18 protein-coding genes and 1 pseudogene are annotated in these 22,389 nt (G+C 38.3%); 6 read left to right on the top strand and 13 right to left on the bottom strand.

All coding sequences use genetic code 11. The annotated features are described in order from the left end of the window. Positions 1-55: 55 nt before the first annotated feature. Positions 56-2,926: a carboxypeptidase-like regulatory domain-containing protein gene (locus tag AOB46_RS08045; RefSeq protein WP_062698102.1), complete on the top strand. Its 2,871-nt coding sequence runs from the start codon at positions 56-58 to the stop codon at positions 2,924-2,926. 38 nt (positions 2,927-2,964) lie between these two features. Next, positions 2,965-4,356 (top strand): DUF5689 domain-containing protein, encoded by a 1,392-nt coding sequence (locus AOB46_RS08040; RefSeq protein ID WP_062698100.1) that lies wholly within the window; start codon positions 2,965-2,967, stop codon positions 4,354-4,356. Positions 4,357-4,413: 57 nt separating this feature from the next. On the opposite strand, the pseudogene AOB46_RS23075 reads toward AOB46_RS08040, so the two are convergent. From AOB46_RS23075 to AOB46_RS08005, 6 genes and pseudogenes are all read right to left on the bottom strand, one after another. Beyond that, positions 4,414-5,676: pseudogene (locus AOB46_RS23075) on the bottom strand (IS3 family transposase). 103 nt (positions 5,677-5,779) lie between these two features. Continuing rightward, positions 5,780-6,250 carry a DUF6702 family protein gene (locus tag AOB46_RS08025; protein ID WP_241489179.1) on the bottom strand — a complete coding sequence of 157 codons (471 nt, stop codon included), beginning with the start codon at positions 6,248-6,250 and terminating at the stop codon, positions 5,780-5,782. 60 nt (positions 6,251-6,310) lie between these two features. Beyond that, positions 6,311-7,063, bottom strand: coding sequence for a TIGR00730 family Rossman fold protein (locus AOB46_RS08020; protein WP_062698092.1), 753 nt, complete (start codon positions 7,061-7,063; stop codon positions 6,311-6,313). Between the two features lie 7 nt (positions 7,064-7,070). Next, complete coding sequence (locus tag AOB46_RS08015; RefSeq protein WP_062698091.1) at positions 7,071-7,784, bottom strand: NDP-sugar synthase; 714 nt, start codon at positions 7,782-7,784, stop codon at positions 7,071-7,073. A gap of 65 nt (positions 7,785-7,849) precedes the next feature. Continuing rightward, positions 7,850-8,266 (bottom strand): RNase adapter RapZ, encoded by a 417-nt coding sequence (locus AOB46_RS08010; RefSeq protein ID WP_062698468.1) that lies wholly within the window; start codon positions 8,264-8,266, stop codon positions 7,850-7,852. 111 nt (positions 8,267-8,377) lie between these two features. After that, the gene (locus tag AOB46_RS08005; RefSeq protein ID WP_062698089.1) at positions 8,378-9,397 is read right to left on the bottom strand and encodes an aminoglycoside phosphotransferase family protein; all 1,020 of its coding nucleotides are present in this window, start codon (positions 9,395-9,397) and stop codon (positions 8,378-8,380) included. Between the two features lie 219 nt (positions 9,398-9,616). Between AOB46_RS08005 and xrtF the strand changes: the two genes are divergently transcribed. Both xrtF and AOB46_RS07995 read left to right on the top strand, forming a co-directional pair. Further along, positions 9,617-10,147: an exosortase family protein XrtF gene (gene xrtF, locus AOB46_RS08000; RefSeq protein WP_062698087.1), complete on the top strand. Its 531-nt coding sequence runs from the start codon at positions 9,617-9,619 to the stop codon at positions 10,145-10,147. Then, positions 10,134-10,574, top strand: coding sequence for an exosortase F system-associated membrane protein (locus AOB46_RS07995; protein WP_062698085.1), 441 nt, complete (start codon positions 10,134-10,136; stop codon positions 10,572-10,574). The genes xrtF and AOB46_RS07995 overlap by 14 nt, the downstream gene beginning before the upstream one ends. A gap of 22 nt (positions 10,575-10,596) precedes the next feature. Here the strand turns inward: AOB46_RS07995 and AOB46_RS07990 are convergent, their stop codons facing one another. The 7 genes from AOB46_RS07990 to AOB46_RS07960 form a co-directional block, all read right to left on the bottom strand. Further along, positions 10,597-11,595, bottom strand: a complete 999-nt coding sequence (locus tag AOB46_RS07990; RefSeq protein ID WP_062698083.1) for a cation diffusion facilitator family transporter — start codon at positions 11,593-11,595, stop codon at positions 10,597-10,599. A 54-nt stretch (positions 11,596-11,649) separates the two neighbouring features. Beyond that, a complete protein-coding gene (locus AOB46_RS07985; RefSeq protein ID WP_062698080.1) occupies positions 11,650-12,642 on the bottom strand; it encodes an aspartate-semialdehyde dehydrogenase in 993 nt (330 codons plus the stop codon). Between the two features lie 72 nt (positions 12,643-12,714). After that, positions 12,715-13,146: a hypothetical protein gene (locus AOB46_RS07980; protein WP_062698078.1), complete on the bottom strand. Its 432-nt coding sequence runs from the start codon at positions 13,144-13,146 to the stop codon at positions 12,715-12,717. 77 nt (positions 13,147-13,223) lie between these two features. Then, positions 13,224-15,944: a TonB-dependent receptor gene (locus AOB46_RS07975; protein ID WP_062698076.1), complete on the bottom strand. Its 2,721-nt coding sequence runs from the start codon at positions 15,942-15,944 to the stop codon at positions 13,224-13,226. Between the two features lie 209 nt (positions 15,945-16,153). Further along, complete coding sequence (nadC, locus tag AOB46_RS07970; RefSeq protein ID WP_062698074.1) at positions 16,154-17,014, bottom strand: carboxylating nicotinate-nucleotide diphosphorylase; 861 nt, start codon at positions 17,012-17,014, stop codon at positions 16,154-16,156. 13 nt (positions 17,015-17,027) lie between these two features. Next, positions 17,028-18,599: an L-aspartate oxidase gene (gene nadB, locus AOB46_RS07965; protein WP_062698072.1), complete on the bottom strand. Its 1,572-nt coding sequence runs from the start codon at positions 18,597-18,599 to the stop codon at positions 17,028-17,030. A 29-nt stretch (positions 18,600-18,628) separates the two neighbouring features. Beyond that, on the bottom strand, positions 18,629-19,255 hold the full coding sequence (locus AOB46_RS07960; protein ID WP_062698070.1) for an NAD(P)H-dependent oxidoreductase: 627 nt from the start codon (positions 19,253-19,255) through the stop codon (positions 18,629-18,631). Positions 19,256-19,636: 381 nt separating this feature from the next. On the opposite strand from AOB46_RS07960, the gene AOB46_RS07955 reads away from it, so the two are divergent. Together AOB46_RS07955 and AOB46_RS07950 are read left to right on the top strand one after the other, a co-directional pair. After that, entirely contained in the window at positions 19,637-21,592 is a 1,956-nt protein-coding gene (locus tag AOB46_RS07955; protein WP_062698068.1) for a thrombospondin type 3 repeat-containing protein, read from the top strand. A gap of 39 nt (positions 21,593-21,631) precedes the next feature. Continuing rightward, positions 21,632-22,213, top strand: coding sequence for a hypothetical protein (locus AOB46_RS07950; RefSeq protein WP_062698066.1), 582 nt, complete (start codon positions 21,632-21,634; stop codon positions 22,211-22,213). Positions 22,214-22,389 lie beyond the last annotated feature (176 nt).

The following is a 22,389-nucleotide window of genomic DNA, read 5'->3' as shown; positions in this document are numbered from 1 at the left end:
AGTTTTAAACTGTTGAAAATTAAGAAGAAAAGTATTAAAAAAAATAAATATACTCATGATTAAAAAACTATCATTAGTCTCTTTATTTACTTTACTTCCTGCTTCCTACTATTTTGCGCAGACTACTGTGTTTGCGTATCTTAAGGATGCGGAAGGAAAGCCTGTTGAAAAGGCTGAAGTAGATCTTAAAGGGAGTGAGAATGATGTAACGGCTGACAAAATTGGATATTTCCAGTTTGTAGACCTTCAGCCGGGCCATTACCAAATTGTGATTGCGAAACCGAACTTCGAAACCAAAATAATGGAGTTTGATGTAGCAGCAGATGAGAAAAGAAAGGATTTAGGGACTATTACCCTATATTCTGCTCTTACAAACGCAGATCAAGGTCTGGCTATCATTGAGGGTGACGATGACGACGACGGAGGTAGCGGACAGGCTTCTACAGTAGGTTTGCTGCAGTCTTCACAGGACATCTTCAGCAGAATTGCTGCTTTTGACCTTGGATTTTACTGGTTCCGCCCGAGAGGAATTGATGGGAGAACCGGAGAATCAATGCTGAATGGAGTTTCAATGTTGAAATCTGATAATGGAAATGTTGATTTCGGAAACTGGGGTGGTCTTAATGAAATTACAAGATATCCTGAGATCTCAGCGAATCACTCTCCGTCTGAATACGCTTTTGGTGGTAACAGCTCTGTGGTTTACAAAAACACAAAAGCTAGTGAGTATAGAAAAGGATTTCAGTTTACACAATCCTTAACCAACAGAAATTACAGAAACAGAACTTCTTTACGGTATTCTTCAGGAATGAACAAAAACGGATGGGCATTCACTGTAATGGGGGCAAGAAGATGGGCTGAAGAAGGTATCCAGGAAGGAACTTTCTATGATGCTTACGGAGCATATCTGGGAATTGAAAAGAAATTCAGTGACAGCCATACGATGACTTTCAATTTCATCGGGGCTCCTTACAGAAGATCTACAGCAAGTCCTAGTACCCAGGAAGTTTATAATTACAGAGGAGTACACTATAATTCTTATTGGGGTTATCAGGATGGAGAGCAGAGAAGTGAGAGAGTAAGAAAAGGATTCCAGCCGATCTTCCAGATCCAGGATTTCTGGAAAATTAATAAAAAATCTTCACTCTGGACTTCTGTTTCTTATCAATTTGGAAAAGATAAAGGTTCCCGTTTAGACTGGCAGAATGTACAGAATCCTTCACCTACCTACTACAGGAATTTACCAAGTTATTTCGATTCTTTGAATCCTGATGCTTCAATACCAATTCCTCAGGGTCAGGAAGGAACCACTGCACAACAGGCTTACACCGCTGCTTTGTCAGCATGGCAGTCAGGAGATCCGAGAGTTACCCAGCTGGATTGGGATAAACTTTACAGAAGAAATATGTCTCAGGCTCCGGGTACTTATTACGGTCAGACAGGTAAAAGAGCTTTATATTATTTAGTGAATGATGTAAGCGATGATAAAATCTGGAATGCAGCAACGCACTTTGTACATAACTTTACCGATACTACTAAATTCTTATTGAACGTATCCTATCAAAACTATTATTCTGAGCAATACAGAGAGGTGAATGACCTTCTGGGTGCAGATTTTGTACTGAACAGAGATCCGTTTGCAGCAACAAACCAGCCAGGAAAATCAGGTTTATTTAATGATGGTGAAGAAAATGTAACGAAGAGAGTAGGCGATAAAATGGGCTACGATTATATTTTCAGAAGACAGGAAGTAAAAGTGAACCCGGGAGTGAAATTCTCAACCGGAAAATTTGATGTATTTGTTTCTGCTATGGCAGGATATTCCACTTCCAACAGAGAAGGATTATTCAAACACTATTTATACAAAGATTCATTCGGAAAAGGAGGAGATTACAACTACTGGAACTATGGTCTTAAAGGACAGCTTATCTATAAGCTGAACGGAAGAAACTTCCTGGTTTATAACGGAGCATATTATTCTCAGGCACCTTATCTGGAAGACTTGTTTGTGAACCCAAGAGTTAACGGATCTGTTGCGCCTGGGGTGAAAAATATGGTAGTTAATGCTAATGATCTTAGTTATGTTATTGCTACACCTTTCTTAAAAATGAGATTTACAGGTTTCCTAGTGGATACTGATAACGAAACTACAGTTCAGAGATTCTTTGCAGATGGTCTGGAATTAGAGAGCGTTGACGCAGATGGTAACCAAACCAATGTTCAGAGTGCATTTGTTTCCCAGATCATGACCGATGTGAAGAAAAGAAATATGGGCTTGGAATTAGGGGTTGATGTGAAGGTGTTGCCTACGTTATCTCTACAAGGTTTAGCAAGTATTGGTCAGTATACGTATCAGAATGATCCTACCACTTACTTTGCTTCAGACGCTGTAGGTGTCTTCTCCAACGGGCTTCCTTATGCAAATATGGGAAAATCCTATATCAAGTCTTACCGTCAGGGAGGAACTCCTCAGCAGGCTTTCTCTTTAGGATTCCGCTACAACAACCCTAAATATTGGTGGGTAGGTGCCAACTGGAACTATTTTGATGAAAATTACCTGGATCCTGCAGCGTTGGTAAGAACAGAATCATTTGCTCAGAATGATCAAACATCTGGTCCATTCCAGAATTTGACAGAGTCAGAATTAAGGAGAGTTTTACAGCCGAATAAACTTCCTTCGTCTTTCTTCCTGAATGCTAATGCCGGTAAATCTTGGATGATTGGTAAGTATTATGTATTACTTTCTGCTACAGTAAATAACATCTTAGATAACAGAAAGTATATTACAGGAGGATTTGAGCAGACAAGAAATGCTAAGTATAATAATTTTGTTGAGGACCATGACAGAGAATTTCCATTGTTCGCACCAAAATACTGGTATACCCAAGGAAGATCATATTTCGTGAATTTACAGTTTAGATTTTAATCAGGCTATTCAATTACATTAATTTAAAAATTATCAAAATGAACATAAAGAAATACTTAAGTTCGGTAACAGGAATTGCAGTTGCAGCAGTGGCTATTACCTCCTGTGTACAAAAAGATGAGTGGGATACCCCTCCAATTCAGTGTGAGAATAAATTTGCAGCCCCAAACATTTCGCTTGCAGATTTTAAAGCTCAGGCACCTTCTACCGGATATAAACTAATTGAAACAGACCAGATCTTTGACGGTTATGTGATTTCTTCTGATGAAAGCGGAAACTTCTATAAAACCATCTCTTTCCAGGATAAGCCGGAAAACCCAACGGCAGGTCTTCAGATTGAAGTTGACAAATCCAGCAACTATGCTGATTTCCCAGTAGGGGCACACATCAGAATTAACGCTAAAGGCTTAAGATTAGGACTTGACAGAGGAACAGTTAAAATTGGTTCTGTAGATCCTACTTATAACATCGGAAGAGTTCCTGCTTCTTTATTAGGCAAATATGTTTCCGGAGTTTGTGGAGGTAACGGCCTTGAGGTTGTTAATATTAAACCATTGGTATTACCTGACCTTAATGCTGCCAAGAGTGAACAGTACATCAATACATTGGTTAAAGTTTCTAATGCACAGTTCTCTATTAACGATATTTATCCTATTAATAAAACATATATTGATTATGTAGGAGGTGCTGGTGTAGATACAGACCGTGGATTGGAAGATGCTGCAGGGGGCTCTGCAACGCTGAGAAACTCAGGATTCTTCTCCGAAGGAGCTAGTTTAGTTCCAACAGGTAACGGAGATATTACCTTTGTAGTTAGCCGCTATAATTCAACATGGCAGATGCTTATCAGAAATACTAAAGATGTTAACTTTAAAGGAAATAGAATTGATGCAACGCCGCCTAAAGGAGGAACTGCAATTGCTTATTCAGGATCGTTCCTTGAAGACTTTGAAAGCTACCCAACTACTCCTACCAACCTTGAGGTATATCCTAAATATGTAAATGATCCTCTGTTAGGGAACAGATACTGGCAGTTAAAAACGTTCAACAGTAACAAATATATCCAGTTAGGAGCGAATTCTGGTTCTGGAAACTATGTAACTTATTTTGCAGTACCGGTTGACTTTACAGCAGCCAGCCAATTTAAATTTGACGTTAATGTTGGATTCTGGAATGGTAATGCTTTAAAAGTATATTATACTACCAACTATACTCCGCTTGGAGATATTAGCGCTGCTACAAAAGTAGATATTACTTCTGCATTCACAATCCCGCAAACCCCTACAAGTGGTTACGGAACATTAGCACCGGCAGGTACTTATAATATTCCGGCATCATTAACAGGAAACGGATTTATCCTGTTTGAATATACCGGAAACGGAAGTGGAGTTACGACAACAATTCAGTTAGATAATATTCAGGCCCTATAATCAATAGATAAGAATATTTTATGACTAGTCCTGAAAAAGGTTGACTAGTTTAATACTTCAAATATACTTAATCAGGGTAGGAATTTTCCTATTCTGATTTTGTTTTTTTATAGGTCTTTAATTTCACATTATTTTTCATTTGTACTTGGCTTGGAATATTATAATTTAAGGAAAAAAGAGGTCTTAAATTATTATAACAGTAAATTGATTGGTCAAGCTGTCGTGAGAGGTTTTTAAAATCTTCAAAGGTATCAATCAATCCAAATTCATATTTCAGAATACCATTCACTCTTTCAGCTACCGCATTTTCATAGGGATCTGAGTTTTCTGTCATACTGATAAGAATATTGCTTTTCTTTAATATTTGTGTATATTCTTTACTGCAATACTGCAGACCGCGGTCTGAATGATGAATTAAGCAATGCCTGTATATCCGGCTATTTATGGCTTGCTTTAATGCTTTTAATGTGGAACTGGTTTGTAAATTATCACTCAATTCATATCCTACAATTTTCTTTGAATAAGCATCGGTAATCAAATGAAGATAATAATTTTTATCTTTAGTCTTCAGATAAGTAATATCTGCAACCCAGACTTTTTCTGAACATTGCAACTCTTTCTCTTTAATAATATTGGGATATTTTTTCATCCAATGTCTGGAGTTGGTTGTTTTAAAGTAACTGTGTCTTCTGGGTATTAAAAGATAATTGGCCCTTAAAATGTTAAATAGCTGATCTCTTCCTATACGAAGGTTTTGCTTTTCGAAATCATTTTTAAGTAAGAAATAAAGTTTTCGGGTTCCTATTTTAGGCATCTTTTTACGAATTGACAATACCATTGCCAATACCTCCTCCTCATTATTAGCTAAAGAGCGATGAGTGGTTCTTTTGTAATAAGCTTGTTTGTTATATCCAAACAATCGGCAGACACTTTCCAGAGACAACCTGGTACCTGACCTTATTTCCTGGATTGATTGGAACCAGACTTTTTTACAATTTCAATCTTGAGTTCACGCTCTGCTATTTCTATAAATTTCTTAAACACCTTAAGTTCTTCTTTCTTTTTAGCTAATGCTGCTTCAAGCTCCTTAATCTTTTGCTTCTGTGGATCTTTCATAGGTCTGCCTTTACTTAATTGTTTTTCATAAGTAAAGTTACCATATTTTATTAACCAACTCGAAATGCATGAATTACCCCGAATATTATACCGGGTTTGTAATTGGGATTTGGTGTATAATCCCCGTTCATATTCAGAGACAACTTGCCTTTTGAATGCCTCACTGTATTCTTGTACAGGGGCAGATGTTTTTTTTAATTTCATAAGGATGACTGGTTTTATGGTTTTTTAGTCAACCTTTTTCAGGACGAGACAGTCCCACAAAAAAACCACCGCATCAGCAGTGGTTATATTTAATTTATTCTGTTTAGAACGATACTTCATTCACTTCCTTGCCCCGCTGGAAGCTCATTACTTTCTGGCTTCCTTTGTAAGAGACGCTGACTACATTGTTCTGCTTAGGAAAAGAGCTTAAAAGAATCGTATTTTTAATCCTCAAGGTATTAATATCTGAAACACCTCCGGTTTCAAAATATACCCATACTGTTTCTCCGCTGACCTGGCTTCCTGTGAAGGTAATCGTTTTCGGAGCCCCATTAATGTACACATCAAAATTATTGTTCACATATTTTTTTACTTCTGCTTCAAATCCGGCTGTATTGGGATTGATTTTAATAGCATCAGAGATATGGTTGGTATTCATTTTTGTGGTAAACTTCAATGTTTTGCTTCCGTCGATATAATCCACTTTGGTCATTGAAGAGAAAAAGTCTACATACATAAAACTCATTAACACAAAAAATGTTAAAATTCCTGATATATATAAAAGTTTTTTCATCTTAATTAATAGATTTACAATCATACTTGCTTATTCTATAAGTCACAAATAATATGCCAATTAAAAATTAACATTCACAGAATACTTATCATAAAATGCTTTGATGTGAGCCACAGCCTCATCCGCGGTGTCTACGACCCTGTACAGGTCAAGATCGTCAGTTGCGATCATTCCTTCTTTAAGCAGGGTTGCTTTAAACCAATCCAGCAGACCGCCCCAGAATTCGCTTCCTACAAGAACAATCGGGAATTTTCCTATTTTATTGGTCTGGATAAGGGTCATTGCTTCCGTAAGCTCATCCAGGGTTCCAAAACCGCCCGGCATTACTACGAAACCTTGAGAATACTTTACAAACATTACTTTTCGTACGAAAAAGTAGTCAAAATTCATAGAGTATGATTTATTGATGTACGGATTGAAATGTTGTTCAAACGGCAGATCAATATTAAGTCCTATGGATCTTCCGTGAGCATTGGAAGCACCTTTATTTCCTGCTTCCATGATTCCCGGTCCGCCTCCGGTAATGATTCCGAAGCCCAGTTTGGTGATTTTTTCAGCAATCTCTACAGCCATTTCGTAATATTGGCTTTCAGGCTTCAATCTTGCAGAACCGAATATAGATACGCACGGGCCTATTTTAGCCAGTTTTTCATAACCATCCACAAATTCCGCCATTACTTTGAAAACCATCCAGCTGTCTTTGGTAATGGTTTCATCCCAGGTTTTCTGTCTGAAACTGTTGTGTAGTTTTGTTTCGTTAATATCAAGTTCCGGATTTACTAAACTTTCATCTCTGGTTCCATCTATTTCCATTGCAAAATTATTTAAAATGTTTTTCGGCCTCTATTACAGATTCTGGTCTTCCTACATCCACCAGGATGCTGTTATGTACAAAACCGTGGATATGTTCGGTTTGCATAAGATCAAGATACTCTTCCATAACAGAGAATTTGCCGGTTCTTTTTATTTTTTCAAAGATAACGGGATTGATACAGTGAATGCCGCTGAAGGCAAGAGGTTTAAAACCTTTGTTGAATTCTGCAAGTCTCTGCTCTCCAGTCTGTACATTCAGCCAGCCTCTCAAAACCATATCATTGTTGAAGAGAAGTTTTCTCGAGCTTTCCCGGTCTGAAACTGCTAATGTAGCAAAATCTTTTATCTTTTTGTGGTATTCTACCAGTGCATTGATGTTGATTTCCGTTAAAATATCCGCATTCATAATCAGAAAATCTTCCCCATGATCGAGGAATTTTCTGGCAAAAATCAAGCCGCCTCCGGTTTCCAGCAGCTCTTCTCGTTCATCAGAGATTTCAATGCTGCATCCGAAATTACTGTTTTTATTTAAAAATTCAATAATCTGATCCCCAAAATGATGAATATTAATTACAAAATCGGTGATTCCGAAGCTTTTCAGGTATTGGATGTTCCTTTCCAGAAGAGGTACATCATTTACTTTAGCCAAAGCTTTTGGGTGATGATCTGTAAAAGGTTTTAGTCTTGTTCCTTTTCCTGCTGCGAAAATGAGAGCCTTCATAGTATAGGTAATAAGTGATGGATAATAGGTAATGAATAATCGCAAATAAAACTACTTATTGCCTATTACTGGTTGTTAATGTTGAGGTGGTGCTGTTCGTCATGGTGAAGACTTATTTCTGTGCCTTCCGGATACTTCTCACGGATAAATTCGGCGATTTTGATTGCTGAGTACACAGATCTGTGCTGCCCTCCGGTACATCCGAAACTGATCTGAAGATTTTCAAATCCTCTTTCCAGGTAATTATCGATATTGATCGAAATGATATTTTTTACCAGTTCAAGAAATTTGGGCATTTCGGTCTGGGTTTCCAGATATTCCTGAACACCGGGATCATTTCCGGTCTGGGATTTATATTCTTCAATTCTTCCGGGATTCAGAATTCCTCTGCAGTCGAAAGTGAAGCCGCCCCCGTTTCCGGAGTCGTCTTTAGGAATTCCTCCTTTTTTGTACGAAAAACTGTGTATGTCAATGTGTAGCATTTCTTCTTTTTTTATTTGAACCATTAAGGTTGATTATGTTGTAAGGAAAGTTAAGATTTCTATTAACCAGAATTATTCAGAGTTTCTTGTAATATTTATGAATAAAGATTCTTAATGGTTTAAAATTACATTAATTTTTAATTTTGTATCCTCAGTTGTTAATTGTTTGATCACTTTTTTCAGTTCAGGATAGCCATCCATCTGCTCCCAGGATTCTGCGAAGCGGGCAATATTTCTGATACCTGTTTCCAGGCTGGCCAGAAAATGCTGTTTCCGTTGAATTAGTCCTCTAAACCCGTAAGCACCAAGTACCTGCAAAAATCTCATCATCTGCATTGGTTTTACCGAATTTTTTAGTTGAAGTTGGGTTTCTGTGTTTTCAAACAATGAAATATAAAAATCAAGCATTTTGTTTTTAAAATCTTCCGGAAAATTGGCTTTGGCCTGAAAAAGAAAAGAGATCACATCATACATCAGCGGTCCTTTCATGGCAGACTGATAATCGATGAAAGATACCTGATCATTTTCATTCACCATGATATTCCTGGCCTGAAAATCACGGATCATAATCCCTTTGGGTTCCAGGGTTTCAATAAGTGCGGCAATTTGCTTGAACTCTTTCAGTAAAGCAGACTTTTTGTATTCCAGCTCAAGCACATCTGCAACAAAGTTTTTAAAGTAGTACAGATCATGAATTACCGGAAGTTCATCATAATTTTCATATTCAAAAGTTTTAGAGAAGTCTATTTTTCCCTGGGTAAGCTTCTGAAGCTGGAAAAGTTTTTCCAGAGTTTGCTTTACCAGCCGTTGTACCCGGTCAGAAAGCCCCTCTCTGGTAATAAGCTCTGAAAACGTATTTTGCCCGAGATATTCCTGCACATACATCCTTCTGTCATCAGAAACAGCAAATATTTTAGGTGTATTAAGATTGAGTTCAGAAAAAATTTCAGAATAATAAAGAAAACTTTCATTCTCCGGAATATTATCATTGCTGGTTACAATATATTTTCGGGTTCCGGATGCTGCCAGAAAATTCATTCTCGCAGAGCCGCTTTGAGCCAGTGTAATAAACTCAGAAGAAGGTTCACCCAGATAATTTTCAAAAAATCGTTTTGCGTTTTTGGAAGTCATAATATGGAACAAATATACTAATTTACTGTGAGTAGAGAATAATTCCCGGATGAAGGGTTGTGGTTGTTGTAAGGTATAGATTATCAGGGTTGTATATATGGGTTGAGATTTTATTTGATTCAAAGGCTTCTGTATTTTTTTATCTTTCTGCTTCGATGTTTCATTACCAAAACCTTAACTTTTCCTCTTCATTTTCACCCTAATTTCTATCTTTGCAGTATGCTAAAGGATTTTAAACCTGTTTTACATATTCTGCTGAGATTCATCATCATCTATATGGTGCTGCTTTTTGCGTATCAGTTTTATCTGAACAGCGGAAAAGAGGACGGTCTTGATCTTTTTTCAAGAATGATTGCCGGGCAGGTAAGCAGCATCCAGAATGCGCTGGGGTATCCGACACGTCTTTATGACGATATCAAAAATGAACAGGTCTGGTTTTATGTAAAAAAAGACTATGCAACCAGAATGGTAGAAGGCTGTAATGCCGTTTCTGTAATGATTTTGTTTGTGGCTTTTGTATTTGCTTTTTATAAGCGGGCTAAAACGTTTGTGTTTGCTCTTGCCGGCCTCGTTTTGCTGTACGTAATGAACCTCATAAGAATTGCAGCCCTGAATATTGTAATGACTGATCATCCTGAATATGGGAAAATGTTTCATGATTTTGTTTTTCCTGCCATGATCTATGGTACGGTGGTGATCCTTTGGCTGATATGGATTAAATTTTTTGCTTTAAAACATGAAAATTCTTAACTGGCTGCTGGTAATAATGGGAATCTGCGGCCTTGCAGGTGTGAGGCTGCTTGAAGGGCAGATTTTTTATGATCCTTTTCTGGATTATTTTCATGAAGCGAATAAGAATATTGAATTTCCACAGTTTGAATGGGGAAAGCTGATCATATCACACCTTTTCAGGTTTTTACTGAATCTGCTTTTTTCCTGTCTGATCATTCAGTGTCTGTTTAAAAAACGGGACTGGACGATGCAGGGAGCTCTTCTGATCATGATGATCTTTGTTATTACATTTCCTATCTATCTTTACTGTATCTACGACCGTTTCAATATAGGGTATCTTTTTTCTTTTTATATGAGAAGGTTCGTTATTCAGCCTATGACTCTGCTGCTGATTGTTCCGGTATTTTATTACAGAAGACAGATGCTTATAGGGAAAGAAGGCTGAGAAAGGAACCTGTTGCTTATGATCATTCCACAGAATGCTTATCAACACTTGTTACATTTTCAGGCGTCCATTTCACCCTTTTTACAAAGTCTTTTTCGCGGACCGGGCAGTCTTTGATCTGGCAGACCGTGCATGAGATGGTTTTGCAATCATCCATATGAAAATTGAATTCGATATTTCTTTTGATATTTCTGGCAAGAAGAACGATCATTTTCTCCATCTCGTTATGGGCATCGCGGAGGCTGTAATACCATGGTAAAGTAATATGAGCATCAATATGAAGAGAAGCTCCGAATTGCTGGATCTTCATGTTGTGAACGTCAATCCATTCTGTTTTCCTGTTTTCTTCCAAAACCCTGATGATCTGGTTAAGAAGTTCCGGATCCTGCTCATCCATAATCCCGCTTAAGGATTTTCTCACAATTTTATAGCCTACAAAAATAATGTAAACCCCAAAGACAAGAGCTACCACTGAGTCCAGCCAATAAATTTTGGTAAAATATACAATGACTAAGCTGGCCACTACGCCAAGAGTGGTTATGGTATCAGACTGAAGATGCTTTCCGGAAGAAATAAGCACCAGTGAATTTTCTGCCTGTCCTTTCCTAATGGAAATATAGCCCAGAAGATAATTGACAACAGCTGTTGCGGTTATAATCCATATCCCCAGATCCAGCTTATCAAGAGTTTTTCCGACAATAAGACTGTGAACTCCTTCATAAATAATCATCATGCCTGCAATGGCAATGAGTGCTCCCTCTATACCGGAAGTAACAAATTCTACTTTTCCGTGGCCGTAAGGGTGGTCTTCGTCTTTGGGCTTTGCGGCAAGATAAAGAGAGTAGAGGCCCATAAATGCACTGATTACATTCACGATACTTTCCATGGCATCTGAAAATACAGCATCTGAGTTCGTGAGCTTCCATGCGATAATCTTTCCGATGAAAAGAATGACACCAAAAACAGCAATTAGTTTTTGAAAGCCTATTTTATCTTTATTGTTTTTCTTCTTGTTATCCATAGGTTTGATAAAAAAAAGAATCTCAATTTTGAGACTCTTTTTTATTTTGTTAGTTTAAACTAAGTTGTTGGCTGCTAAGTATTCTGCAATCTGTACAGCGTTCGTTGCTGCTCCTTTCCGCAGATTGTCTGCTACAATCCAGAGGTTGAGCGTCTTGGGCTGTGAAAGATCACGTCTTATCCTGCCTACGAAAACTTCGTCTTTACCTTCGGAATAGAGCGGCATTGGATATTCGTTATTTTTTACGTTATCCATAACGATTACACCCGGGGTTTCCGATAAGATTTTTCTTACTTCGTCAAGATCAAATTCATTTTCAAACTCAATATTCACACTTTCTGAGTGGCCACCCTGTACCGGAACTCTCACTGCAGTTGCCGTCAGATTGAAGGTATCATCCCCTAAAATTTTCTTAGGTTCCTTCATCAGCTTGATCTCTTCTTTGGTATAATCATCATCACTGAATACATCACAGTGAGGAAGAGCATTTTTAAAGATCTGGTAAGGGTATACTTTGGCTATGGAATCATCTCCGCTGATCTCTGAATTCAGCTGGTCTACAGCCGCTTTACCGGTTCCTGTTACCGATTGGTAAGTGGAAACGATTACTCTTTTAAGATCATATTTTTTATTCAAAGGTCCTAAAACCATCACCAGCTGAATGGTGGAACAGTTCGGATTGGCAATGATCTTGTCTTCTTTGGTCAGTACATTGGCATTGATTTCCGGAACAACCAGTTTTTTATCCGGGTCCATTCTCCAGGCTGAAGAATTGTCGATAACCGTTGTTCCTGCTTCTGCAAAAAGAGGAGCAAATTCCAGGGAAGTAGAGCCTCCGGCAGAGAAAATAGCAATATCAGGTTTGGCAGCTATAGCGTCCTTCATGCTTACAATCGTAAATTCCTTCTGTTTATACTTCACCTTCTTGCCTACAGATTTTTCGGATGCTACCGGAATTAATTCTGTTACAGGGAAGTTTCTCTCCTCCAAAACTTTAAGCATAACTTGTCCAACCATTCCTGTTGAACCTACTACAGCTACTTTCATTGATTTAATTAAAAAATTTAAAGATTAAACTATTAAAAAGTTAACTCATAAATGATAACTTATTTTTATGTTTTAAGCCCCGAAGACTCTTGTCCATGGGAATGCGAATGCAAATAGACCTGCCGCAATAAGACCCATGATCACAATTCCCAAAGAAATGGTATCATTGGATTTTACCTTTTTGTTGATAATGGTCATCAATACGGCTGCAATAAGCATTGAAAACGGATGTTCTACATATTGAAATCTTAAATCTGCATTTTTCATCACAGAGCCCATATCCATTCCTTTTGTGAAATTAATTATCAGCATGATGATTCCCAGAAGAAATTGAATGTGGAAGAAGATCATCGTAAAGAGCGTGGTCTTCTTCAAAAATTTGTTCACTTTGCCACTGAAGCCGAACATGGTTGCTAAAAGCGCAATAATAAATAATGCTACTAAAAGAAGCTCAAGATACCCGAATCCTTTGTGGGCATTAAGTAAAATTTTGTAAAAATCCATAATCAATTTTTTTGTACACAAATATAACAAAAATCCCGGCGAAAAGCCGGGATTTGATAGGTATAAAATCTATAATATTAGAATCTATATGAGATTGATGCAGACCATGTTCTTCCGAAGCCGAAATAAACAGTGTTGCTGGTATCTAAACCTTTGTAGAAGTTTAGTGGATTGTTTCTGTAAGCATCATATTGCTGTTGAGCCGTAGAAGTTACAACACCTCCGGTTTTAATATCTTTGAAATCAGCAAGATCTTTTACGTGGTTTGATGATTTACCGTCAGAGATATAAGTAGTATCAAGAAGGTTATAAACATTACCTGTCAGGATAAGCTTATGTCCGTTTTTCAGGTTGAATGCATAAGATAGACCTAGGTCAAATAAGTTATAGCTTGGGTATTTAAGAGCTCCTTTCTGAGCATTTCTTGAAATTGATCCGTCATCTGCTACAAGATAGTCAGCGTTAAAGTTCACTAAACCATAATAGTTGCTGTAATAGTTCCAGTTTGCAAATACGCTTAAATCTTTAACGGGTTTTAATGTAAATCCTAAAGAGGCAGTTGTTTGTGCTGCATCAGATGTTTTTAGTTTGTCAAAAGCCAGAACTACATCAGACTTGCCGTTAAGAAGAATTGGAGTTCCGTTTTCGTCGTATAGGTTTCCGGTAGGATTTCCTTTATAGAACCAGTCACCAAGAGATAGCATCCCGTTAATAGTAAGGTAATTAGTAAGTTTTAAGTTTCCTTCAAATTCAACACCCATGTGAATTTCATGAATTCCTGTAACGTTTGCATAAGGTCTGTTATATGAATTTCCTGGATTTGTTGCTGGCATGGAAGGATCGATTGGAATGTTTGGAAGATTGGTGAATCTCTGGTATCTGTCTTTCCAAGATGTGTAATAAAGGTTCACATTACCATTGAAAATTCCACTTCTGAATCCATAGCCTACTTCTGCGGATGCAATTTTTTCATTAGTTAGTAACGGGTTTACAAGCTGTTGGTTACCTGTTGCTCTTCCGTCTGAAAGGGGACCGTTGTAAACTGCATTATAAAGAGGTTGCTTTGAATAATAACCTACGTTAACAAAAACGTTGTGTTGGTTATCAATATTATAGTTAATACCTCCTTTTGCATTAAATCCGAACATGTATTTCATATCCGTTTTTCTGTTAACAGTCTGTCCCAGCTGTTTTGTTACACCGTCCACAATCCAGTTGTCTATTCTTCTGAATCCTTGTTCTGAAGCAGATCCCTGAATGAATGCGGAGATTTTATCATTAGAGTATTCCAATTGTCCGAAAACTCCACCCCAAAGAACTTCTCCGTTATAGTTACGATAAACAATCTGACTATCATCTTTAACCGCTTTTACAAAAGGATTGGCAGATGGAACAGGCTTTTGTACTGCAGTTACATCATATCCTCCAGGAATATTCATGTTATCTTTTTCAATGTACTTTGAATTTCCCCAAAGATCCGTAAGAACACCTGGATGATACCCATAGTAATATCTAGCATCCAATCCGACTGAGAAATTCCAGTTATCATTGATTTTATGCTGGAAATTGGTAAGGAATCCGTACCAGTCGTGTGAATTGATACTTGCTCTTCTTACAAGACCATTATTTCTGTTGGCAACGCCTGGAGTTGCATTATCAGGTCCGAAATCAGTTACTGGTTTACCTTGGTTCCAAGCTTTAATATCATCGAAACGAATTAAACCGTCTTGTGTTTTAGGTAGATTGTTGATGTTGGAATATATTTTCTGACCCTTGCTGTCATACTTTCCATTCCAGATAGCTCCAATAACACCACTTCCACCTCCTCGTCCCCAAGAAGCATAAGCTACTGATGATAATTTGGATTTTTCACTGATTTTCCAATCCCAGTTTATGGATGCAACCGGCTTACTGTAGAAGTTGATAGACTGAGACATTACCTCTCCTTCCATGTATCCCCAGTTAGAGTTGTATCTTCTGTTTGGTTCGTCTACACCATTTCCGTATTTAATAAAGTTGGCAATTGAACTCTGGAAGTTCTGCATATGCCATTGTGGAGCTCCTGTAAACGTAAACTGGAAGTCGTGTTTAGCGTTTGGCTGGTAACCTAAAGCAATATAATAGTTATAGGCTTCAAATTTACTTGCATCAATATAAGTTGAACCTGCAGTTCTGGACATCAAGAATGATGTAGACCATCCGTTGGCAGATTTACCTGTGTTGTAAGAGAATAAGGTTTTCAGATATCCATCATTACCTAATCCTACTGTTACATTTCCTTCTCTTTTTTTGTCAGCAGCTCTCGTTACGATGTTTACTGTTCCCCCTACAGAAGCAATAGCAAGTTTGGATGATCCCAGACCTCTCTGAATCTGCATGGCAGAAGTAACATCAGACATTCCCAACCAGTTACTCCAATATACAGCTCCGTCTTCCATTCCGTTGATCGGAACACCGTTAACCATTACTGCAGTATTATTTGTGTCAAAACCTCTAACTTTCATCGTTCCGTCACCAAAACCACCGCCGCCTTTCACAGCGTAGATAGATGGAGTTGTTTTCAAAATCTCTGGAAATTCCTGGTTTCCTAATCTTTCAACAATCTGAGCTTCTTTGATTGTTGAAACTGCTACCGGAGTTTTTCTATCTTTAGCGATATCGGCAACACCGGTGATTACAACTTGTTCAATGTCATTGGATTTGGTTTTTACCGTATCCTGAACTTGTTGAGCATAATAGACACTGGCTGTAGAAAGTGTGATTACTGCAGACAGCATCGATTTGTTGATTAATTTCATAATCGTTAGTAATAATTAGATTTAATTTTCTGCAAAATTCGCAAAATAAAATTTAACTATTATTAACTCAATGTTAATTTTTACTAAATCTTAATAAGATTTAATTTGCTGATTTTCAATTGAATAAATAAAAATTGAATTTTTACATGAAAAAAATCATATTGTTGAATTTTTAACAAATAGGGACTCTTTTTATTAAAAATATAACGCTATTTCACGGCTTTGAGACTCAAATCGATATTCTCAGCCGAGTGAGTAAGGGCTCCGGCAGAGATAAATGTAACTCCGGTAGAGGCTATTTCTTTTAACATTTCGCGGGTAATTCCGCCGGATGCTTCAGATTCACATAATCCGTTGATCATTTCAACAGCCTGTCTCATGGTGGGAACATCCATATTGTCAAGCATGATCCTGTCAACTTTTGCGTTAATAGCTTCCTGAACTTCGTTAAGATTTCTTGTTTCTACCTCAATTTTCAGTTTTTTCTTATGGGTTTTGATGTAGTCTTTAGCCATTTTCACAGCATTGGTAATGCTTCCGTTGTAGTCGATGTGATTGTCTTTCAGCATAATCATGTCATACAATCCGTATCTGTGGTTGGTTCCTCCGCCTATGGCTACTGCCCATTTTTCACATATTCTGAAATTAGGGGTTGTTTTTCTGGTATCCAGAAGTTTGGTTTTTGTTCCTACCAGCCTTGAGTCCCACTCGTGGGTTAAAGTAGCAATTCCGCTCATTCGCTGCATACAGTTCAGGATGAGTCTTTCGGTGGAAAGGATAGACCTTGCGCTTCCGGTTACAATAAGGGCAATATCTCCTACCTTTGTGGCAGCTCCGTCTTTGATGAAGGTTTCAACTTTCAGATTTTTATCAAAAGTTTTAAAAATAATTTCTGCCAATTCTACTCCTGCCAGAATACAATCCTGTTTTACTAAAAGCTTTGCGCTTTGTTGAAGATCCTGGGGAATTGTGGAAAGAGTAGAGTGGTCGCCATCCTGAATGTCTTCTTCAAGTGCGTTTTTTATAAATGTTTTTAATGCTTTATCGGTAACGTAGCTGGGTCTTTTCATGATATTCTGTTGTTTAGGCTAGATCTTTATTGTAAAATGCTCCTTTATTTTCTTTCATTTCCATAGATTCGGTAATGATGAGGTGGGCAACGGTGGTGAGGTTTCTTAATTCTGACAGTTGAGGAGAAAGAATGGAATAACGGTAAATTTCATCCACAGCAGCAGCAATCTCCTGGTGCTTCTGGAGTGCCATATTTAAACGTCTGTTGCTTCTCACGATACCTACCAGGTCACTCATCATTTCCTGAAGCTGTTTTCTGAGATAGCTGATGATAACCATTTCATCCATAATTTTCATGCCCTCCTCATCCCATTCCGGTACCGCTTTCAGGTCATCAAAATTGAAGTTGTTTTCATTTAGCAGTTCTACTGTTTTCATAGCTGCATTGTGCCCGAAAACCAAGCCTTCAAGTAACGAATTTGAAGCAAGCCTATTGGCACCGTGAAGCCCTGAATTGGTGCATTCACCTACCGCAAAAAGGTTTCTTATGGAGGACTGCCCGTCTCTGTCTACTTCAATGCCCCCCATCAGATAATGGCAGGCAGGAACTACAGGAATCAGCTGTGTGAACGGGTCTATTCCTTCATCTTTACATTTTTTATAAATATTCGGGAAGTGTTCCAGGAATTTTTCATGATCCATTTCGCGGCAGTCCAGGCCGACATATTCGTCCCCGGAAATCTTCATTTCATTGTCAATGGCTCTTGCCACAATATCTCTGGAGGCCAGTTCTTCACGCTCATCATATTTGTGCATGAATTTTTCGCCTTTTTTTGTTCTTAATTTAGCTCCGTCTCCACGCACCGCCTCTGAAATCAGAAAAAGCATACCATCAATCTTACTGTAAAGTGCGGTTGGGTGAAACTGATAATACTGCATGTTGGAAACCTTTCCTTTGGCACGGGCAACAAAAGCAATTCCGTCACCGGTGGCAATTGTAGGATTGGTTGTGTTTTTGTAAACATGTCCGGCTCCTCCGGTAGCAACCAAAGTGATTTTTGAGGTGATTTTCTTGATTCTTTTTGATTTTTCATCAAGAATGTAAGCACCATAACAGTGGATATCACCTTCGTTCAGTTCTTTTCCCGGAACATGGTGCTGGGTGATGATGTCTATAACATAATGATGATCCAGGATTTCAATATTAGGGCTGCTGTTGGCTGTTTCCAGCAAGGCTCTTTCAATTTCAAATCCGGTGATGTCTTTGTGGTGTACAATACGGTTCTCCGTATGTCCGCCTTCTCTTCCCAGCGCGAATTTCCCGTTTTTCATGTCGAAATTGGCGCCCCATTCCACAATTTCATTGAATCTTGCAGGCGCTTCCTTTACCACCATTTCCACTACATCCCTTTTATTTTCGCCATCGCCGGCACGCATGGTATCTTCAATATGTTTGTCGAAATTATCGTTTTTGAAATCGGTGACCACGGCCAGTCCGCCCTGTGCATATTTTGTATTGCTTTCGTCCTCGTCAGATTTGGTTACGATGATGATTTTGGCATCAGGAAGCTGTTCAGAAACTTTTATGGCATAAGAAAGTCCCGAGATACCGGAACCAATTACTAATACATCCGCTTTTATCATATGCTTGCTTTAGGTACAATCGTTTAATATCAAATAAATTTAAACAATTTTTCGTTTGGTTTTCGTACTTTTTTCATGTGTTGGAAGTGATCGTCCTCGGAGCGGTACCCTAAAGCGAGGGTAACGGTTACTTTTTCAGTGGCGGGATTGATATTCAGGATTTCTTCTATCACATCCTGCCGGAAGCCTTCCATAGGGCATGAGTCAATATTCTCGATAGCGGCAGCATACATAAGATTGGCCAAAACGATATAAGACTGTTTTTCTGCCCATGTAAAAATTTCATCCTGGGTTTTCTGGCTGATATGCTGGGTAATACTTTTTTTAAAAAGATCAAGATTTTCTACAGGAGTTTCCCTTACTTCAGAAATATGGTTGAAATATCCCCGGATGTAGTTTTCTTCAATGGTTTTCTTAGAAATGATCACGATGAGATGGGAGCATGTAGAAATTTGAGAAGGATTATAGAACGCCGGGACTAATTTCTGCTTCATTTCTTCACTTTCAACAACAAAAATTTTGTAAGGCTGAAGTCCCAGTGAGCTGGCCGACAGTTTTCCTGATTCAAGAATGTTATGCAGGGTTTCCTGAGGAATAATCTCATGGTTAAATTTCTTCACAGAATATCTTCTGCTTAAAGCTTCCAAATAATTCATAGGACAAATTTAAGAATTGAATGTGAATAAATAAGCTTAAAATAAAATATCTGTTAATTAAAACAGGAAGGAATTAAAGTGTAAAAACTTTCTGATTATAAAATCTTCTTATTCTGGTTTTTCCTATTAATTAACGGAGCTAGTATCATTGAGTGTACAAAAGAGTGTAATCGAGTGTGTTTATCATATGCTCATTGTGTTTGTGTTTTTAATTTTGTGAAACTTATACTGTAGCTCCTTTATATAGTACTTTCAATATACCTTAATCCCTATATAGCTTATGTTTTTTTGCCGAGTATTTCTGAATGCTTTGGAGTCTTGGAGTTTTATACAACATAAGGAAGGTTTAAAAAACATAGATGAATACAATAAATACATACAATGAAAAAACTTTCGATTTTATTTTTCTTTCTGGCAGCTATGCTTTTAGGAACAGTTGCTGTAAAAGCGCAGGATACTGACGGAGACGGGGTTGCTAATACTGTTGATCTGGATGATGACAATGATGGTATACTTGATGCTGATGAAGGATGTGGTAATTTAGTAAATGGTGAGTTTAATGGAACTTTTGGTACAACTTCTAGTAATCGTAATTTGGCCGTTCCGCCTGGAAATGGATATACTTTTAGAACCGGACGTTTAAATTTGTCAGGAGATTATGCTGTCATTAGTAATGCTGTACCACAGCCCCATAATAATCCTGGACTTTGGAATTATAACGGCCATACTACCGGGACCAGTACAGATGCTTATTTAGCCGTTAATGGATATACTGCCCGTGCGGTGTTTTATGGACAAAATGTAAATCTTACAGCTGGAATTACCTATACGTATGCTTTTTGGCATGCGGCGGCTCTCACAACTTTCGCTAGTTCAGGATTTAATATCAGAATCAGAGTATCTTCAGTGTCCAATAATACAGTTTTGGCTACAACTACAACAGGAATGAGAGGAGGTACCAACTGGCTTCAAACTTCGCTCAGCTTTACGCCAACGACAAGCGGTGCCTATAAAATAGAACTTCTTAATGAGAGTACGAATTTATCTGAAAATGATTTTGCAATAGATGATATAACTTTTACAGCTCCTTGCGGAACCTTAGATACTGATGGTGATGGAACTCCCGATTATCTGGATACAGACAGTGATAATGATGGTTGTCCTGATGCTATAGAAGGGTCAGAAAATGTTACACTGGCTCATTTAAATTCTGAAGGCAGGATCGCAGTAAAAGCTGACGGTGTAACAACCGGAACTCAGGCACAGATTATCAGTACGCTGGCTGGGGCCAACGGTGTTCCGGAATTGGTGAATCCGAATACATCTAATTCTTCAGGTACTGCCGGAGTAGCCAATAATACGGATGGATCCTCCGATGTGGGACAAGGTATAGGTTCATCAACAGCAGCCTCTACTATTTCGGTTACAACAGCGCCGGTTAACCGGACGGTATGTGTCGGAGCGAATACATCCTTTTCTGCGACGGCAACAGTAACCGGTACACCCACAAACACAGATTATGTCTGGATGGTAAGTTCAAATTCCGGTTCTACTTTCACCAATGTATCTTCATTTACATTTCCGGCAGGGGTTACCCATTCCGGATCAAGTGGTACCGCTCTGGCAAGTGGAAGCAGTACAACACTTACTCTGAACTCTGTTACAGCTGCTATGAGCGGGTATATTTTCAAAGTAGTATTTTCCAATGCAAATAACAGCTGCGGGGCCAATGCACAGGCAACACTTACAGTTAATGCTAATAATACAGCAACATCAACGGCACCAAACCAAACAGCATGTGTAAATACTGCAATGACCAATATTACCTTTACAACTACAGGAGCAACCGGGATAGGAACAGCTACCGGTCTTCCTGCAGGTGTAACAGCAGCCTGGGCATCAAATACAATCACAATCTCAGGTACACCAACTGCTACCGGAACGTTTAATTATTCAATACCTCTTACAGGAGGGTGTGGAACTGTGAATGCAACAGGAACGATAACAGTAAACAGATGTGCAAGCTGCTATGAAAATCCCGGAACAGCTGCTATAGGCTCTAATCCGTCAAAATACGGAATAACCAGTTTAGGCAGGGCAGGGGTTGATAGAGGAAACTGGCCTATGATAAGAGAAGGTGCATTTACTGTGTTAGAAAGCAAAACAAAAGGCTTTGTCATCAACAGGATAGATAGTCCTGAAACAGCAATTTCCAATCCACAGATAGGAATGATGGTTTTCGACGGGGATGAAAATAGTGGAAAAGGATGTCTGAAAATTAATATAAACGGAACTTCCACAGGGTGGCGATGCTTTAGCACAGAAAGTTGTCCGTAGTATTTGAAATAGTTTATCAATAATTTAAAGTTATTAAAAATGAAAAATAGCATTATAATTTCTCTGCTGCTTTCCGGTTTGGTGAAATCTCAGGTTGTACTGGGGGGTGATGCGGGTACTGCGGCTGATAAAACGTCAGTACTTTTAGATTTTGCTGCCTCACAGAATAAAGGAATTGTTGTTCCGTATGTAGAAACTCTGCCAGCAGATAATTCAGCGCAGTCTAAGCCGGGTACCATTATATTTGATGTTTCCGGGAATACAGAGTATAAGGTTAAAGTGAAGAATACCAATAATACTTCACCAAGCTGGACTGATCTAAGTGGGCAATCCGGCTATAGCAGTGCTGTGGAAAATATTGTGAAGACTGCTCAGGCTTCGCTCACAGATGTTTCTTCTGCAAAAGTTATTATAGGGGCGAATGCCAGTGCTGCAGATGGAATATTAATCCTTGAATCCTCAAATAAAGCAATGGTATTGCCTATTGTGAGTGATTATACAGCGATTAAAAATCCAGCGCCGGGAATGATTGCTTTTCTGAAACCGGGTACGGACCCGTCTAGGTATCGGCTTATTATTTTTAATGGGCAGAAATGGTCTTTTTGGGCTCCTAGTTCTTAAGAAAATTAATCATATCATTGGGGAAATAAATATTCAATCCGGAGTTAAAATGCTCCGGGTTTTTACTTTATGTGCCTCAGGCCTAGGAGTCTGCAAGTTATTTTTAGTTATAGGTACTGAATGCCACTAAAATTTTAATGTCATAAAATGAATAACAATCCGTATTTATTGCATTG

Origin of the sequence: Chryseobacterium indologenes (assembly GCF_001295265.1) — a bacterium.
In the GTDB taxonomy this organism is placed as follows: Bacteria; Bacteroidota; Bacteroidia; order Flavobacteriales; family Weeksellaceae; genus Chryseobacterium; species Chryseobacterium indologenes_A.
This window is presented reverse-complemented; position numbering and strand designations above follow the sequence as displayed.

Bases quoted from the DNA above. Each gene is read 5' to 3' on its own strand.
- AOB46_RS08040 (WP_062698100.1), top strand. From the start codon at position 2,965: ATGAACATAAAGAAATACTTAAGTTCGGTAACAGGAATTGCAGTTGCA.
- AOB46_RS08020 (WP_062698092.1), bottom strand. From the start codon at position 7,063: ATGGAAATAGATGGAACCAGAGATGAAAGTTTAGTAAATCCGGAACTT.
- AOB46_RS08045 (WP_062698102.1), top strand. From the start codon at position 56: ATGATTAAAAAACTATCATTAGTCTCTTTATTTACTTTACTTCCTGCT.
- nadB (WP_062698072.1), bottom strand. From the start codon at position 18,599: ATGATAAAAGCGGATGTATTAGTAATTGGTTCCGGTATCTCGGGACTT.
- AOB46_RS07980 (WP_062698078.1), bottom strand. From the start codon at position 13,146: ATGGATTTTTACAAAATTTTACTTAATGCCCACAAAGGATTCGGGTAT.
- AOB46_RS07955 (WP_062698068.1), top strand. From the start codon at position 19,637: ATGAAAAAACTTTCGATTTTATTTTTCTTTCTGGCAGCTATGCTTTTA.
- AOB46_RS07985 (WP_062698080.1), bottom strand. From the start codon at position 12,642: ATGAAAGTAGCTGTAGTAGGTTCAACAGGAATGGTTGGACAAGTTATG.
- AOB46_RS07975 (WP_062698076.1), bottom strand. From the start codon at position 15,944: ATGAAATTAATCAACAAATCGATGCTGTCTGCAGTAATCACACTTTCT.
- xrtF (WP_062698087.1), top strand. From the start codon at position 9,617: ATGCTAAAGGATTTTAAACCTGTTTTACATATTCTGCTGAGATTCATC.
- AOB46_RS07995 (WP_062698085.1), top strand. From the start codon at position 10,134: ATGAAAATTCTTAACTGGCTGCTGGTAATAATGGGAATCTGCGGCCTT.
- AOB46_RS07960 (WP_062698070.1), bottom strand. From the start codon at position 19,255: ATGAATTATTTGGAAGCTTTAAGCAGAAGATATTCTGTGAAGAAATTT.
- AOB46_RS08015 (WP_062698091.1), bottom strand. From the start codon at position 7,784: ATGAAGGCTCTCATTTTCGCAGCAGGAAAAGGAACAAGACTAAAACCT.
- AOB46_RS07990 (WP_062698083.1), bottom strand. From the start codon at position 11,595: ATGGATAACAAGAAGAAAAACAATAAAGATAAAATAGGCTTTCAAAAA.
- AOB46_RS08010 (WP_062698468.1), bottom strand. From the start codon at position 8,266: ATGCTACACATTGACATACACAGTTTTTCGTACAAAAAAGGAGGAATT.
- AOB46_RS08005 (WP_062698089.1), bottom strand. From the start codon at position 9,397: ATGACTTCCAAAAACGCAAAACGATTTTTTGAAAATTATCTGGGTGAA.
- AOB46_RS08025 (WP_241489179.1), bottom strand. From the start codon at position 6,250: ATGAAAAAACTTTTATATATATCAGGAATTTTAACATTTTTTGTGTTA.
- nadC (WP_062698074.1), bottom strand. From the start codon at position 17,014: ATGAAAAGACCCAGCTACGTTACCGATAAAGCATTAAAAACATTTATA.
- AOB46_RS07950 (WP_062698066.1), top strand. From the start codon at position 21,632: ATGAAAAATAGCATTATAATTTCTCTGCTGCTTTCCGGTTTGGTGAAA.